Consider the following 13,225-nt stretch of genomic DNA (forward strand, 5'->3'; position numbering starts at 1 on the left):
AAGATTCACATTACTCTAACTAAGCGTTCTATACTTAATAATCTCTGAGCTTTAAAATATTAGCTAATATATTTTAGGATTCACATATCTACTATTATAAACACCTGCAATAAAACCTCATTTACTTATGATAAGGCTCCCCACGATTAATCCGAAAAGCCCGATAAATCTGCTCCACCAGAATAAGACGCATCAACTGATGAGGGAACGTCATTTTCGAGAATGACAGCTTCTCATCCGCTCGCTTCATCACTGTGTCACTCAATCCGAGTGATCCGCCGATGACGAAGGTGACTTTGCTTTTTCCATAAGTAGCCAGCTTATCTATTGTATCGGCTAGTTCTTCGGATGTTTTCATTTTTCCTTCGATGGCGAGGGCGATGACATGGGCGTCGGGGCTGATTTTTGATAGAATGCGGTCGCCTTCTTTGTCTTTTATGATTTTCATGTCCTGGTCGCTTAGGTTTTCCGGCGCTTTTTCGTCCGGGAGTTCGATGATGTCGATTTTTGCGTAGGCCGAAAGTCGTTTGGTGTATTCTTCAATACCTTGCTTGAGGTATTTTTCTTTTAGTTTTCCGATTGTCACAATATTGATATTCACAAGTCATCCCCACTTTAGAAACAAGTTATTCATATATGTTGTCCACAATTGTGGATATCTTTTCTGTATTTTGTGTAAGATCATTCGTTCCCCACTATATATACTGCGGGGTCTCCACATAATTCACAGCCTGTGGATAAACTGTTAGTATGTTCGATTTTTCTGATTTCGGGCGGCAGCTCGTGGTCGTCTATGTACATATCCAGCACGGTTTCGATGTGTTCTTCACAGGAATAATACGTTTGTTTCATGTTCAAATCCTCCGATGGTTTCTTGCGTTTTTGCAAATATTCTCTTCCCAATATAACCTATTTATTCACATGTTAGTAGTGCTTCGGGCTGAGTTTTATCCACAATTCGACAAACAAGCTGTTGATGACTCTATCTCGCTCGTATGTTAGGTTGGATGTAAACAATGTTTGGGGAGGTCTGCGTTTGCGCTTCAAATGGGTTTGGCTTTTTGTGATCATGCTGTTGCTTGCTGGGTGTCAGCCGTCTTATTGGGTGTTAGAGAAGGATCGTATCAGTGAAGGCGGTTCAGAGCTAGAATTATATGCTAATTATCTTCAAATGCATGATGACGTAAAAGGATATCAAGTCTTCACCATTTCAGAAGGCAAAAAAATGGTCGTGGTGTCTCTCGGAAGCAGCGAGAACGACAAACAGCTTGAGATGTCAGACGTCAAATTCTCATCTAAAGAAACGGTTGTAACTGTGACGCGAAAACCCGCTCCCAAGGCAAATGAGAAAAACCCTTATATTCTGATTGGACTGGACAAAATCGAAGGGGATTTAATCGTACAAGACGAATCAGGAGATCGCTTTGAAGAAACAGATGACCAGCAATAAAAGCCGGCGTTCTGAGAACGTCCGGCTTTTTCTTTTACTTCAATGTTCCATGCGGATCGATGACGAATTTTTTGGCTGCGCCTTTGTCGAAGTCGCTGTAGCCTTTTGGCGCGTCGTCCAGAGAAATGACGGTGGCGTTGACTGCTTTTGCGATCTGCGCTCTGCCGCTCAGGATCGCTTTCATCAAATTGCGGTTGTATGTCATGGCGGGTGTTTGTCCGGTGACGAAGGTGTGGGCTTTGGCCCAGCCGAGTCCGAAGCGGATTTTTAGTGAGCCTGTTTTGGCGTCCGCATCCTTTGCGCCGGGATCTTCGGTCACGTATAAGCCTGGAATGCCAAGGCTGCCTCCGACCTGGGTGACGTCCATGATTGAGTTCAGCACGGCGGCAGGCGCTTCTCCTTGATTGCCGTGTCCGGATGCTTCAAAGCCGACACAGTCCACTGCGGCATCAACGGTTGGTTCACCTAGTATTTGTTCAATTTGCTCGCCGAGGCGGTCGTGTTTTTGCACGTTGACCGTTTCACAGCCGAAGCTTCTCGCCTGTGCCAGTCTGTCTTCGTTCAGATCGCCGACAATCACGGTGGAGGCGCCTAGGAGCTGAGCGGAGTGTGCAGCTGCCAAGCCAACAGGCCCCGCTCCCGCGATATAAACGGTTGAACCTGTTTGCACGCCCGCTGTGTAAGCTCCGTGGAAGCCGGTCGGGAAAATGTCGGACAACATGGTCAAATCGAGAATCTTTTCTAACGCCTGTTCTTTATCAGGGAATACCAAAAGCTGAAAATCAGCGTATGGCACCATGACGTATTCAGACTGGCCGCCGACCCAGCCGCCCATATCGACGTAGCCGTAAGCCGATCCCGGCCGGTCCGGATTGACATTCAGACACACATGCGTTTTCTGCGTTTTGCACATCACACAGCGTCCGCAGGCAATATTGAAAGGAACGGATACGATGTCGCCTTTTTTGATAAATTCAACATCACGCCCCGTTTCAATGACTTCTCCGGTAATTTCATGCCCGAGCACCAAGCCTTCAGGCGCCGTTGTGCGGCCTCTGACCATATGCTGGTCGCTTCCGCAAATGTTGGTTGTAATGACTTTGAGAATAACCCCATGCTCACATTTTCGATTCACATTCGCCTTCGGAACGCCGGGCCCGTCCCTTAAGATTAACTCCGGATAACCGATATCCTCCACCGCTACAGTCCCTTTGCCTTTGTACACAACCGCTTTATTTCCTGTCAACGCCATTCCTCCCATTCATGTGTTTGGACTTTGCGTCCTTGAACATGACTTCGGTTCGGCATGACTCTTTCCCTTTTTCACGACTGTTTTTTCTGTATTCTTACAACAACAAATATGCCAAGAAAGCATCCAATAATGGTTCCGCCGATGTCTAAGAAGTCGACTTTACATCCATTTAACAAGAACACAGTAATGGCCGAAACCAGGCAGATCATAACTGCCAGAAGAATAACCCGTTTGGTTTTCATGTAATTCCTCCTTTAGATTCGTTTCTAAAACATACCCAAAATCTCTGCAAACTTCGGTTCAACAAAAAAAGAGACTTCATACCAGTCTCTTCATAATTTGAGATCACTCAAAAAATTTCCTGAGAAATAATGTGACAATACTGGTTACTAACGCAATTGCCGTATACATAACAACCCAAAATATGAATGAGCTATTGCCCGAAGCTAACGTAACTAACAATATCAAGCTCGTGATAAGAACGATGAGCGGTGCCACCCAAAATCTTTTAAATAAAAAATGACCCGCTATACCAAATACACCTGCGATGATCGGAAAACCAAAAACGATAAATAAAACGGCGATAGCTCCCATACAAACCTCCTTGCCCTTAAAACCCCTTCATCACCTCAACATCATACAGCTTCAAATGACTCTTCGGCGTCACGACATCCTTTACCTTCCCAATCTCTTTTTCCTTCATTTTCTTTCCGGTTTTCAGACTGTACTGTTCAATGTAGGCAGGCTTGTTATACGTGTATGTGAAGAAATAGAGGCTGCTGCCTTTTTGGGTGATTTCTTTGAAATCGGCTTTCATTTTGTCCTGGGAAAAGGTAAAGGCGATGCTTGTTTTTCCTGTCTTGGCATCAATTTTGTGTACCTTTCCGAAGCCGTCAATGAAATACAGGTTCCCGTCATAAGGGAAAAAGCTGTTTTTAAAGCTGAAGGGCATGGAGCTATATATCGTTTGTTCGTCGTTTTTGTATTCGGCGATGTCGTGCAGCTCTACTTTGCCGCTTTTTTTGTTGATCTTGACCATTTGATAGAGATTGCGGGCTTTTTGGCCGCGAACCATAACATAAACAGCTTGGTCGTCCACAGCAAGCTGGGATTCGACTGAGGCTCCTTCCCGGTACTGCCATTCCGTTATGGTGTGATAGGTAAGCTTCTTCTGATCTGCTTGAATCTGAAGGAGCTGATAGCCTTTTTCATCATCTGTCGGGACGAGTGCATAAATGGCGCCATCATGGAAACCGGAGGCTCGGATGTAGTAGGGGATGATGTCTTTTTTCCACTCTCCGTCCATCTGGCGGTACAGCTCTGAGCGGTATCCGTCTCCCTTTTTGTCGTAGCCGGAGTTGTATAAGGTATAAAAGCCGTCCGTGTTTTGCAGAAAGCCTGCGCTGTCGCCTGTGTGCTGATAGGTTCTTTTATGGGAGCGCAGACCGTTTTTGATCGTATAAATCTTGTTTTTGTCCTCCAGCATCACACTGTCGCCGTGAACCTTGGCTGAGCCCAGCTCAAGGCCCTTCATCTTAAAGGAAGACAGCGTCCCGTCCTGGCTGATAAACAGGGCGTAGCTTTTCCCGCCGCCAAATGCATCTTGATCCGCAGAGGATGAGAAATACAGCAGGACTTCTTTGTCATCCAGGAAATCGGGGTTTCTGAGATCCTGCTGACTTACGGTTTTATGGCTTTTGAGAGGAGAAATGAAGACAAATAGTGCGATTCCTGCGAGAATCAGCATGGCGATGGTAATCATCCACTTTTTCATATCCTTCTCCTTAGTAAATGGTCATGATGGTTGTCGTATACGAAGAACTTGTGATATCGCGCGGATACACGCCTAAGCCTCCGTTGCTGTCTATATCAATGCCTGCTTTCAGCAAAAAGGCAGACCATAGGAGCTTTGAACAGTTTTTGGCGCCGTCATGGCCGGTATTTCTGTTATTGACGAAGTTAAATGAGTATGGGTCGCCGACTTTTGATACCGCCCAGTCGGCAGCAGCTGTTTTTTGAGATGAGGATACGCTGACGGTTTGCACAATGGAGTTGTCTTCCACGTCTCTGGCATTATAAGCGATCTGCCTGACGCCGTCGCTCGGGACAGATTCAACAATTTTGTCAGCGGCGGAGTACATGCCGACGTGGCCGTGATTGTAGTAGGCTGTGTAGGAGTTCGTGTAATAGATATTGCCTTTCGCGCTTGTCGGGAGTTTTTTCGTGCCGGACGACCCGCCCATGATAGACATGCCGCTTTCCTTGGCGAGCCGGTCTCCCTCTGCTTTATCAGCCGTGATTTCCTTATAGAACTGTTTTAGGATAACGTCCTGCTTTACGTGCTGTTGTTTGGCAATCTGGCTGGCAGATTTCATGATTTCTTCCGGTGTCGTGCCTGGCTGCAGTGCGGCGATTTCTTCCGCATAATTTGTGGTCTTTACAGCTTTGGCGGGAGAAACAATCAGGCTGCCGCACATTGTAAGCGCTACCAAAAACATCGACACTCGTTTCTTCAACTTCATTACATCTCCTCTTTTCTTGTGAGTGTAGGAAAGATAATTTCCTCACCCACATTATATTAGGAAAATAAGGAAAGTAACTAGGTTATTTACAGAATTTTTAGAAATCATTTACAGAAAAAGGCCTTTTTCAGGCCCTTTTCATTAAATCTTCTTGCTCATCACTACGTCTGTTTCTTGAAATCCGGTTTGCTCATATAGCTTTCGCGCCGTCTGATTATGAGCAAAGACATGAAGGGACAGCTTGCGGATTCCCATACTGCGTGCCGTTTGATCTAATTCCGCCAATGCTTGCTTTGCGTAGCCCTTTCCCCGATACGGATCATATAACCCGAAATCATAAATAAACGCTTCCTGCTGCGGATGTTCCGGTTCAGCATGTATCCAGAGCCAGCCAACGATATCCTTTTCATTCAGCTTGAGGCTCCACAAATGGTGATGGGGTGTTTCCAGCCCTCTCGGAAGCAGATCAGTAAACGCCTGCTTAGACAAAAGCTGTGCATCTTCAGGCAGCCATGTTCCCGCTTTTACCTTTTCTTTCGCGTAATGCTTTGTTGTGTATGTGAGATAAGACCGAAATTCTTCTGTCTGCATTGTGGTCAGCATGATTGTCATATCATCTCTCCTTCATATATTGACTAGAGGATTTTACATAAAATAGAAAGAGGTGTTACTATCAGAATAAGCAACTGAGATTGATAAGTCACTAGAGAAAGGAGTTTCACATGAATAAGATTGCACCCGCAGAAATCGCTAGCATGCTCAACGATTGGTACCTTGCTATCAAGAAACATGAAGTTGAAGAATCCTCCCGTTTATTTGAAGAAGTGAAGCCTTTATTGGATGACATGGAAGAGGATCAGGAGGTGCTGGCCTACTTCTCTTTATTGGAACTGCGCCACAAGGTTTTGCTTCACGAGGCGAGAGGACAGGGCTTTCAGCATGAGGAGCCTTCTCATATGAATGCTACGTCTGACATGCTGAAATATTACTTTTTTCTGTTTGAAGGCATGTATGAGGCCTATAAAAATAATTATGATATTGCCATTGGGCTGTATAAAGATGCAGAGCAGTATCTCGACAACATTCCCGATCCGATTGAGAAAGCCGAATTTCACCTGAAGGTCGGAAAGCTCTATTATAAGCTGGGACAAAATATTGTATCCCTCAATCATACACGGCAAGCGGTCAAAACGTTCAGGGAAGAGACTGATTATAAAAAGAAGCTGGCTTCAGCGCTGATTACCATGTCAGGCAATTTTACAGAGATGAGCCAGTTTGAAGAAGCTGAGGCTTATTTGGACGAAGCAATTCGGATCACGAGTGAATTAGAGGATCATTTTTTTGAAGCCCAGCTTTTGCATAACTTCGGCCTTCTTCATGCGCAAAGCGGCAAATCAGAAGAAGCGGTTTCGAAATTAGAGGAAGCCTTACAGAACGAAGAGTATGCCCGCTCCGCCTATTATTATCATTCTGCCTACTTGCTGATACGAGAGCTGTTTAAGATCCAAAAGAAAGAACAGGCCTTATCTTATTACCAAGACGTGAAGGAAAAATTGACTGCTGAGCCGAATAGAATATGTGAGGCAAAAATAGACATTTTATATGCCATTTATGCAGAAGGGGGTCATGCGGAAACGTTTCACTTATGCAAACAACATATGGATGACTTGTTGTCCGAGAAAGAGTATGACAGTGTAAGAGAACTTTCCATTTTGGCTGGCGAACGGTATAGGGAACTTGAGCTTTACAAAGAAGCTTCCCACTTTTTTTATGAAGCATTACAGATTGAAGAACTGATTAAACGAACGGAGGTTATATAAATGAAAAGATTTCTGATTGGCGCAGGCGTCGCAGCGGTGATTTTATCAGGTTGGTTTATTGCGGACCATCAAACCCATTCACAGGAGATGAAAGTCGCTGAGAAAATGATTGGATAAATGAAAAACCCCCGCGGGTGCGGGGGTTTTCTTATTACAGCAGCTTCTTCCCTAGCAGGGATTCTACGAGCTCTACTGCTGTTTTACCTGTTTTGTTTTTGTGATCAAGGATCGGGTTAACCTCAACGAATTCGGCTGAGGTAATGATGCCTGCGTCATACAGCATTTCCATAGCCAAATGGCTCTCCCGGTAGCTGATGCCGCCGACGACAGGGGTTCCGACACCCGGTGCGTCGTTCGGATCAAGTCCGTCCAGATCAAGGCTCAGATGGACGCCATCACATGCTGATAAATAATCAAGGGTTTCTTCAATGACCTTTGTCATGCCAAGACGGTCGATTTCGTGCATTGTGTACACCTTCATGCCGCTTTCCTTAATATACTTGCGCTCCCCTTCATCAAGTGACCGGGCGCCAATGATGACCACGTTTTCCGGTTTGATTTTAGGCGCGTAGCCTTCAAGGTTAACCAGTGACTCGTGGCCAATGCCGAGGCTGACCGCGAGCGGCATGCCGTGAATATTGCCCGATGGTGAAGTTTCAAGTGTATTCAAATCGCCGTGCGCGTCATACCAGATGACGCCGAGATTATCGTAATGCTTCGCTGTGCCTGCCAGCGTGCCGATCGCAATACTGTGGTCACCGCCCAGGACAAGCGGAAATTTTTTCTCTTCAATGACTTTGTTGACCTTTTGCGCGAGTTTTTCATTTCCCGCCAAAACAGAATTCAGGTTTTTCAGTTCCTCGTCATTTTTGATTTTTTCACGGTTGATCGGAATGTCACCGAGATCTTCAACCGTATACCCCATGTCTGACAGCCGCTCGATCAGATGAGCGTACCGGATGGCACTCGGGCCCATATCTACTCCGCGTCGTGCTTGTCCTAAATCCATTGGCATTCCAATAACCGAAATCGTTTTATCCATCTGTGATTCCACCTCAACATTTAAGATAATGTCCTATGCGGGTTATAACAAAGATGACTTGCGGACAACGTTTTAAAGCTCTAGCTGACGATTCGCCTGCTGGCGTTTTTTAATGACGACATGATAAATGATGTAGCAAATGACCATAAACGGTACGCCGCAATACAGCGCGATACGCTGCTCCGGATCAAATGCAAGGCTGATGAGCACGACCGTATTTAATGTTAGGCCGATCAGCGGAAGCACCGGGTACAGCGGTGTTTTAAATTTCAAATCTTCTATCTTCCCGCCCTCACGGATATATTTGCGTCTGAACATGATTTGGGAAAGCGAAATCGCGATCCAGCCGACCTGCGCACTCATGCCCGCCAATGATAACAGCACCATATATACGGTTTCAGCCGCCGCCACTTTTGACAGAAGCGACAGGCAAGCCACAGCCATCGTTACAATTAACGCGTTCAGCGGCACACCTCGCTGATTTGTTTTGCCGAGCGCTTTGAAGGCCTGTCCTTCATTCGCCATCGCGTACAGGATACGCGTTGATGCGTATAAACCTGAATTCGCAACAGATAACAGCGCGATTAAAATAACAAAGTTCATGATATCAGCTGCATATGGGATTCCGATTTGCTCAAATACGGCAACAAATGGACTTTCCACGACACCCGCCTGTTTCCACGGAATCATGCCGGCAATGACAATGATTGAAAGCACAAAGAAGACAAGCGTTCTCCATACTGTCTGTTTGATCGACCGCGGAATCGTTTTTTCAGGGTTTTCACTTTCTCCGGCCGCAACCCCGATCAGCTCAGTTCCCTGGAACGCAAAGTTCACGGTAATCATCGTTATCAATATGGCCTTTATGCCGTTCGGAAATAACCCGTCTTCATAAAAATGTGTCAAAAACGGCGCCTGCTCTCCGCCCTTCAGATCAATCAGGCCAAACATGGCAGCTCCGCCGAGAATAATAAATAAAAGGATAATCAAAATTTTAATGCCTGAGAACCAGAATTCAGATTCCGCAAAGGCTTTTGTGGTGATCGCATTTAAAATAAACATCAGTGCCGCAAAGACCAGACACCAGATCCATACGTCTATATGCGGAAACCAGCGTTGCATCAGCTGCCCCGCTGATAAAAATTCAATGGCGCATGTAACCGCCCAGCCGAGCCAGTACAGCCAGCCGAACGCAAACCCGAAGGCCGGGCTGATAAATTTCGTGGCATAGGTCTGGAAGGACCCCGACACAGGAAAGGCGACTGCCAGCTCTCCTAAGCAGAGCATCGTCAAAAACATGATAAAGCCGCCCACTAAATAGGACAGAACCGCGCCGAGCGGTCCCGCTTGGTTAATGGTAAACCCGGTTCCAAGGAAGAAACCGGTTCCGATCACTCCGCCCAATGAAATCATGAACAAATGGCGTGATTTCATTGTCCGCTGGAGCTGATTTCCGTTATCTTGGTTTGTATTCACATTCTGCACCCCTTCAGCAACTTGTATTGGATCTAAGCTGGAACATCTGCATGGTGCTATCCCAGTTTGCTGTCCAAAGAGTCTCTATCTATTTAATATAAAATTCACTTCTTCTCATAAAGATACATTATACTAAAATACTGTAGCTGAGCAAATAGGGAGTGCTGATTTTTCTGTTGTAAATTTATACAAACGAAGTGAATATCCCGCCATGGTGCGGATTTATGCGTTTTGCAGCACGTGCTTAATTTTCTCTATTGCCCAATCCAAATCCTCTTTGGAAATGATTAATGGCGGTGCAAAACGAATGACTGTATCATGCGTTTCCTTGCATAAAAGCCCTTCTTCCTTCAAACGCTCACAATACGGACGTGCCGCTTCCGTCAATTCCACACCGATAAACAGGCCTCTGCCGCGGACTTCTTTAATAACCGGGTTGTCAATGCTCTCAAGCTCGCTTTTAAAGTATTCGCCAAGCTCAAGAGAACGATCCGCCAGCTTTTCATCCTCCAGCACTTCTAATGAAGCGATAGACACTGCACATGCAAGCGGGTTTCCGCCAAATGTTGAACCGTGTGAGCCAGGGTTAAATACGCCTAGGATCTCGCGGTCCGCCGCAATACATGAGATTGGGAACACACCGCCGCCAAGCGCTTTGCCCAAGATATACATATCCGGAACAATGCCGTCCCAGTCACAGGCAAATGTCTTGCCTGTACGTCCGAGACCCGTTTGAATTTCATCCGCAATAAACAAGACATTCTCTTCCTTACAAATCGCCGCCGCTTCCTGTAAAAATCCTTCCGGCGGAATCACAATGCCCGCTTCGCCTTGAATCGGCTCAAACAAGAATGCCGCTGTATTCGGCGTAATGGCCTGTCGAAGCGCTTCCACATCGCCGTAAGGAATGAGTTTGATTCCCGGAAGCATCGGGCCGAATCCTCGTTTATATTCCTCTTCAGAAGAAAGAGATACCGCCAGCATTGTGCGGCCGTGGAAGTTCCCGACACAAGCGATAATTTCCGCTTGATTGTCAGCTACGCCCTTCACTTCATACGCCCAGCGTCTCGCCGCTTTCACCGCAGATTCAACCGCTTCGGCTCCTGTATTCATCGGCAGAATCATCTCTTTGCCTGTCAGTTTAGCTGTTTTTTCGTAAAACGGCCCAAGCTGATCGTTATGAAACGCGCGTGACGTGAGGGTGATTTTATCAGCCTGATCCTTTAATGCCTGAATGATTTTCGGGTGTCTGTGCCCCTGGTTTACCGCAGAGTAAGCACTCAGCATATCCATATATTCATTGCCTTCCGGGTCCTTTACCCAAGCACCCAGCGCTTCAGAAATAACAATCGGGAGCGGATGATAATTGTTGGCTCCGTAATGAGACGTCTGATCAATAATTTCTTTGGATTTAGATAAAGCTGACATATTTGAATTCCCCCTTGTTTTCTGTTTCAACATGTTATCCTGCTTTCCCTTTATATAAATGCAAGTTCTGTGCCAAATCAAGAATTCGTGTGTTTTCTACAATTTTCGAGGACAAGGTGCAAAAACATTCTGATATTTCGAGCAAAAATTCCAGCAAGTGCAAAATTCTTTTGCATATCCTCTCCATTTTTTTATAAAATAGAAGCAATATTAAGAAAATAATTGAGGGAGGTTCATACAGTGGTCAAAGACAGCGAATTCCTCACATTGGTTTTTCAGAGTATTTTAGATGAAATCGATGTTGGCCTGCACGTGGTAGACGAGCATGGAAACACAATCGTTTATAACAATAAAATGATGCAGATTGAAGATATGGAGAAGCATGACGTCTTGAATAAAAACCTGATGGATGTGTTTATGTTTTCAAAGCAGCAGGACAGCACACTGGTACAGGCTCTTCAGGAAGGCAAGACGATTAAAAACGTCAAACAGAGCTATTTCAATAATAAAGGCCAGGAAATTACGACGATCAATCATACATATCCCATCGTCCAGGACGGCAAAATCAAGGGCGCCGTTGAAATTGCCAAGGATGTGACAAAGCTTGAACGGCTGATCAGGGAAAATATGAACAAAAAAGGCAGCACCACCTATACGTTTGACAGCATCCTCGGCACCAGCCCGGCCATTCAAGACGTCATCGAAAACGCCAAGCGGGCAACCCGCACGTCATCATCTGTCCTTCTCGCAGGCGAAACCGGCACGGGAAAAGAGCTGTTCGCGCAAAGTATTCATAATGGCAGCGATCGTTCAGGCGGCCCGTTTATTTCGCAAAACTGTGCGGCACTGCCAGACAGCCTTGTGGAAAGCATTTTGTTTGGGACGAAAAAAGGCGCGTTTACCGGCGCTGTCGACCAGCCCGGCCTGTTTGAACAAGCTCACGGCGGGACGCTGCTGTTAGATGAAATCAACTCGCTGAATCTCAGCCTTCAGGCGAAGCTGCTGCGCGCCCTTCAAGAACGGAAAATCAGGCGCATTGGTTCGACAAAGGATACACCGATTGACGTACGTATTATTGCCACGATGAATGAAGACCCAATTGACGCGATTGCCGGCGAACGAATGCGGAAGGACTTGTATTACAGGCTGAGTGTCGTCACACTGATCATCCCGCCGCTTCGGGAACGAAAAGAAGACATTTTGCTTCTCGCGTCGGAGTTCATCCAGAAAAACAACCATCTGTTCCAAATGAATGTTGAACACATCAGCGAAGACGTGAAGCAATTTTTCCTTTCTTATGACTGGCCGGGAAATATTCGCGAGCTTGAGCATATGATTGAAGGCGCAATGAATTTCATGACGGACGAGCAAACGATTACGGCCTCCCATCTGCCCTATCAATACCGCATGAAAATCAAGCCGGCTGACATCCCAGAGCCGGAAACACCAAGACACCAGCCGGCCGCGGACTTAAAAGAAAAAATGGAGAGCTTCGAAAAATATGTGATAGAGAACGTGTTAAGAAAACACGGCCATAACATCTCGAAAGCTGCTCAGGAGCTTGGCATCAGCAGACAAAGCCTCCAATATCGGCTGAAGAAATTTTCTCACTCGTCTAACGAATAATCCGGGGCAGGAAGCCTGATCAGGAAAACAGTATCTCTGCCGATTTCACTTTTCACTTCAATCGTCCCATTGTGGCTGTCGATAATCGATTTCGTTATGGCAAGGCCTAATCCCGAACCTCCATATTTCCGGGAGCGGGATGGGTCTGCCCTGTAAAATCGGTCAAATAAATGCGGCAAATGCTCCGGTGCGATCCCTGTGCCGTTGTCCGCTATCATCAGCATCACGCCGTCACTGCCTCTTTGCAGACAGATGGTGATGGCACTGGTTTTCTCATTTGTATACTGCACTGCGGTATAAACCAAATTCAGAATGACCTGTTTCATCTTATCCTGGTCAAACACTACATCTCTTCTTTTGCATTGAAAAAAGAAAATGGCACCTATGTGTACATCATCACCATCACAGCCAGCAACCACACGGTACAAACCATTAAAGTCCATACAGAGAACGGAAGTATTTGCAGCTAACTGCTGTTTGCTGTTTCACGTGTAACATCCATCTTGTATTTTTCTTCATATTCGATATATCCTTTTCAACTGAACGGGCGTGACCCTCGTTCAGTTTTTTGCATATCAAAACAGCCTGGCAACGATGCCAGACTGCTTT

The 13,225-nt window shown here is 45.9% G+C and carries 15 protein-coding genes and 2 pseudogenes; 4 read left to right on the top strand and 13 right to left on the bottom strand.

The annotated features are described in order from the left end of the window. Nucleotides 1–121 precede the first annotated feature (121 nt). Entirely contained in the window at nucleotides 122–601 is a 480-nt protein-coding gene (rlmH, locus tag AC0OMA_RS20470) for a 23S rRNA (pseudouridine(1915)-N(3))-methyltransferase RlmH (protein ID WP_003243164.1), read from the bottom strand. Between the two features lie 80 nt (nucleotides 602–681). Then, entirely contained in the window at nucleotides 682–852 is a 171-nt protein-coding gene (locus AC0OMA_RS20475; RefSeq protein ID WP_080344249.1) for a CxxH/CxxC protein, read from the bottom strand. Nucleotides 853–1,036: 184 nt separating this feature from the next. Here AC0OMA_RS20475 and AC0OMA_RS20480 point away from each other — a divergent pair, with 184 nt between their 5' ends. After that, nucleotides 1,037–1,450 (top strand): hypothetical protein, encoded by a 414-nt coding sequence (locus AC0OMA_RS20480; protein WP_181220352.1) that lies wholly within the window; start codon nucleotides 1,037–1,039, stop codon nucleotides 1,448–1,450. A gap of 34 nt (nucleotides 1,451–1,484) precedes the next feature. On the opposite strand, the gene fdhA is transcribed toward AC0OMA_RS20480, so the two are convergent. The 6 genes from fdhA to AC0OMA_RS20510 form a co-directional block, all read right to left on the bottom strand. After that, the gene (gene fdhA, locus AC0OMA_RS20485; protein WP_003226972.1) at nucleotides 1,485–2,711 is read right to left on the bottom strand and encodes a formaldehyde dehydrogenase, glutathione-independent; all 1,227 of its coding nucleotides are present in this window, start codon (nucleotides 2,709–2,711) and stop codon (nucleotides 1,485–1,487) included. Nucleotides 2,712–2,773: 62 nt separating this feature from the next. Next, on the bottom strand, nucleotides 2,774–2,944 hold the full coding sequence (locus AC0OMA_RS20490; protein WP_043940249.1) for a hypothetical protein: 171 nt from the start codon (nucleotides 2,942–2,944) through the stop codon (nucleotides 2,774–2,776). Nucleotides 2,945–3,047: 103 nt separating this feature from the next. Then, nucleotides 3,048–3,296, bottom strand: coding sequence for a DUF2651 family protein (locus AC0OMA_RS20495; RefSeq protein WP_181220354.1), 249 nt, complete (start codon nucleotides 3,294–3,296; stop codon nucleotides 3,048–3,050). A gap of 16 nt (nucleotides 3,297–3,312) precedes the next feature. After that, nucleotides 3,313–4,476: a hypothetical protein gene (locus AC0OMA_RS20500; protein WP_327830185.1), complete on the bottom strand. Its 1,164-nt coding sequence runs from the start codon at nucleotides 4,474–4,476 to the stop codon at nucleotides 3,313–3,315. Nucleotides 4,477–4,486: 10 nt separating this feature from the next. Then, nucleotides 4,487–5,224: a YiiX/YebB-like N1pC/P60 family cysteine hydrolase gene (locus AC0OMA_RS20505; protein ID WP_474222400.1), complete on the bottom strand. Its 738-nt coding sequence runs from the start codon at nucleotides 5,222–5,224 to the stop codon at nucleotides 4,487–4,489. Nucleotides 5,225–5,365: 141 nt separating this feature from the next. Continuing rightward, the gene (locus AC0OMA_RS20510; protein ID WP_474222401.1) at nucleotides 5,366–5,836 is read right to left on the bottom strand and encodes a GNAT family N-acetyltransferase; all 471 of its coding nucleotides are present in this window, start codon (nucleotides 5,834–5,836) and stop codon (nucleotides 5,366–5,368) included. Nucleotides 5,837–5,946: 110 nt separating this feature from the next. Here AC0OMA_RS20510 and rapG point away from each other — a divergent pair, with 110 nt between their 5' ends. Both rapG and AC0OMA_RS20520 read left to right on the top strand, forming a co-directional pair. Next, nucleotides 5,947–7,044 (top strand): response regulator aspartate phosphatase RapG, encoded by a 1,098-nt coding sequence (gene rapG, locus AC0OMA_RS20515; RefSeq protein WP_063335900.1) that lies wholly within the window; start codon nucleotides 5,947–5,949, stop codon nucleotides 7,042–7,044. Further along, nucleotides 7,045–7,161, top strand: a complete 117-nt coding sequence (locus tag AC0OMA_RS20520) for a Phr family secreted Rap phosphatase inhibitor (protein WP_003226961.1) — start codon at nucleotides 7,045–7,047, stop codon at nucleotides 7,159–7,161. Between the two features lie 34 nt (nucleotides 7,162–7,195). Here the strand turns inward: AC0OMA_RS20520 and rocF are convergent, their stop codons facing one another. The 3 genes from rocF to rocD all read right to left on the bottom strand — a co-directional run bounded on the left by rocF (nucleotide 7,196) and on the right by rocD (nucleotide 10,990). Beyond that, nucleotides 7,196–8,086, bottom strand: a complete 891-nt coding sequence (gene rocF / locus AC0OMA_RS20525) for an arginase (protein WP_003226959.1) — start codon at nucleotides 8,084–8,086, stop codon at nucleotides 7,196–7,198. Nucleotides 8,087–8,158: 72 nt separating this feature from the next. Next, a complete protein-coding gene (locus AC0OMA_RS20530; protein ID WP_077670829.1) occupies nucleotides 8,159–9,562 on the bottom strand; it encodes an amino acid permease in 1,404 nt (467 codons plus the stop codon). A 222-nt stretch (nucleotides 9,563–9,784) separates the two neighbouring features. After that, nucleotides 9,785–10,990, bottom strand: a complete 1,206-nt coding sequence (gene rocD, locus AC0OMA_RS20535) for an ornithine aminotransferase (RefSeq protein ID WP_047183487.1) — start codon at nucleotides 10,988–10,990, stop codon at nucleotides 9,785–9,787. A gap of 240 nt (nucleotides 10,991–11,230) precedes the next feature. Here rocD and rocR point away from each other — a divergent pair, with 240 nt between their 5' ends. After that, nucleotides 11,231–12,616: an arginine utilization regulatory protein RocR gene (gene rocR / locus AC0OMA_RS20540; protein WP_063335901.1), complete on the top strand. Its 1,386-nt coding sequence runs from the start codon at nucleotides 11,231–11,233 to the stop codon at nucleotides 12,614–12,616. Here rocR and AC0OMA_RS20545 read toward each other — a convergent pair. Both AC0OMA_RS20545 and AC0OMA_RS20550 read right to left on the bottom strand, forming a co-directional pair. Next, nucleotides 12,598–12,963, bottom strand: a pseudogene (locus AC0OMA_RS20545) (sensor histidine kinase); the annotation flags it as partial. The gene rocR and the pseudogene AC0OMA_RS20545 sit on opposite strands and share 19 nt — an antisense overlap. A gap of 119 nt (nucleotides 12,964–13,082) precedes the next feature. After that, nucleotides 13,083–13,208 (bottom strand): annotated as a pseudogene (locus tag AC0OMA_RS20550) (hypothetical protein). Nucleotides 13,209–13,225 lie beyond the last annotated feature (17 nt).

Source organism: Bacillus sp. AMCV2, from assembly GCF_056033925.1.

Excerpts from the sequence above, each read along its gene's own strand:
- AC0OMA_RS20505 (WP_474222400.1), bottom strand. The coding sequence starts at position 5,224 with ATGAAGTTGAAGAAACGAGTGTCGATGTTTTTGGTAGCGCTTACAATG.
- AC0OMA_RS20495 (WP_181220354.1), bottom strand. The coding sequence starts at position 3,296 with ATGGGAGCTATCGCCGTTTTATTTATCGTTTTTGGTTTTCCGATCATC.
- AC0OMA_RS20475 (WP_080344249.1), bottom strand. The coding sequence starts at position 852 with ATGAAACAAACGTATTATTCCTGTGAAGAACACATCGAAACCGTGCTG.
- rocF (WP_003226959.1), bottom strand. The coding sequence starts at position 8,086 with ATGGATAAAACGATTTCGGTTATTGGAATGCCAATGGATTTAGGACAA.
- rapG (WP_063335900.1), top strand. The coding sequence starts at position 5,947 with ATGAATAAGATTGCACCCGCAGAAATCGCTAGCATGCTCAACGATTGG.
- fdhA (WP_003226972.1), bottom strand. The coding sequence starts at position 2,711 with ATGGGAGGAATGGCGTTGACAGGAAATAAAGCGGTTGTGTACAAAGGC.
- AC0OMA_RS20510 (WP_474222401.1), bottom strand. The coding sequence starts at position 5,836 with ATGACAATCATGCTGACCACAATGCAGACAGAAGAATTTCGGTCTTAT.
- AC0OMA_RS20490 (WP_043940249.1), bottom strand. The coding sequence starts at position 2,944 with ATGAAAACCAAACGGGTTATTCTTCTGGCAGTTATGATCTGCCTGGTT.
- AC0OMA_RS20500 (WP_327830185.1), bottom strand. The coding sequence starts at position 4,476 with ATGAAAAAGTGGATGATTACCATCGCCATGCTGATTCTCGCAGGAATC.
- AC0OMA_RS20520 (WP_003226961.1), top strand. The coding sequence starts at position 7,045 with ATGAAAAGATTTCTGATTGGCGCAGGCGTCGCAGCGGTGATTTTATCA.
- rocD (WP_047183487.1), bottom strand. The coding sequence starts at position 10,990 with ATGTCAGCTTTATCTAAATCCAAAGAAATTATTGATCAGACGTCTCAT.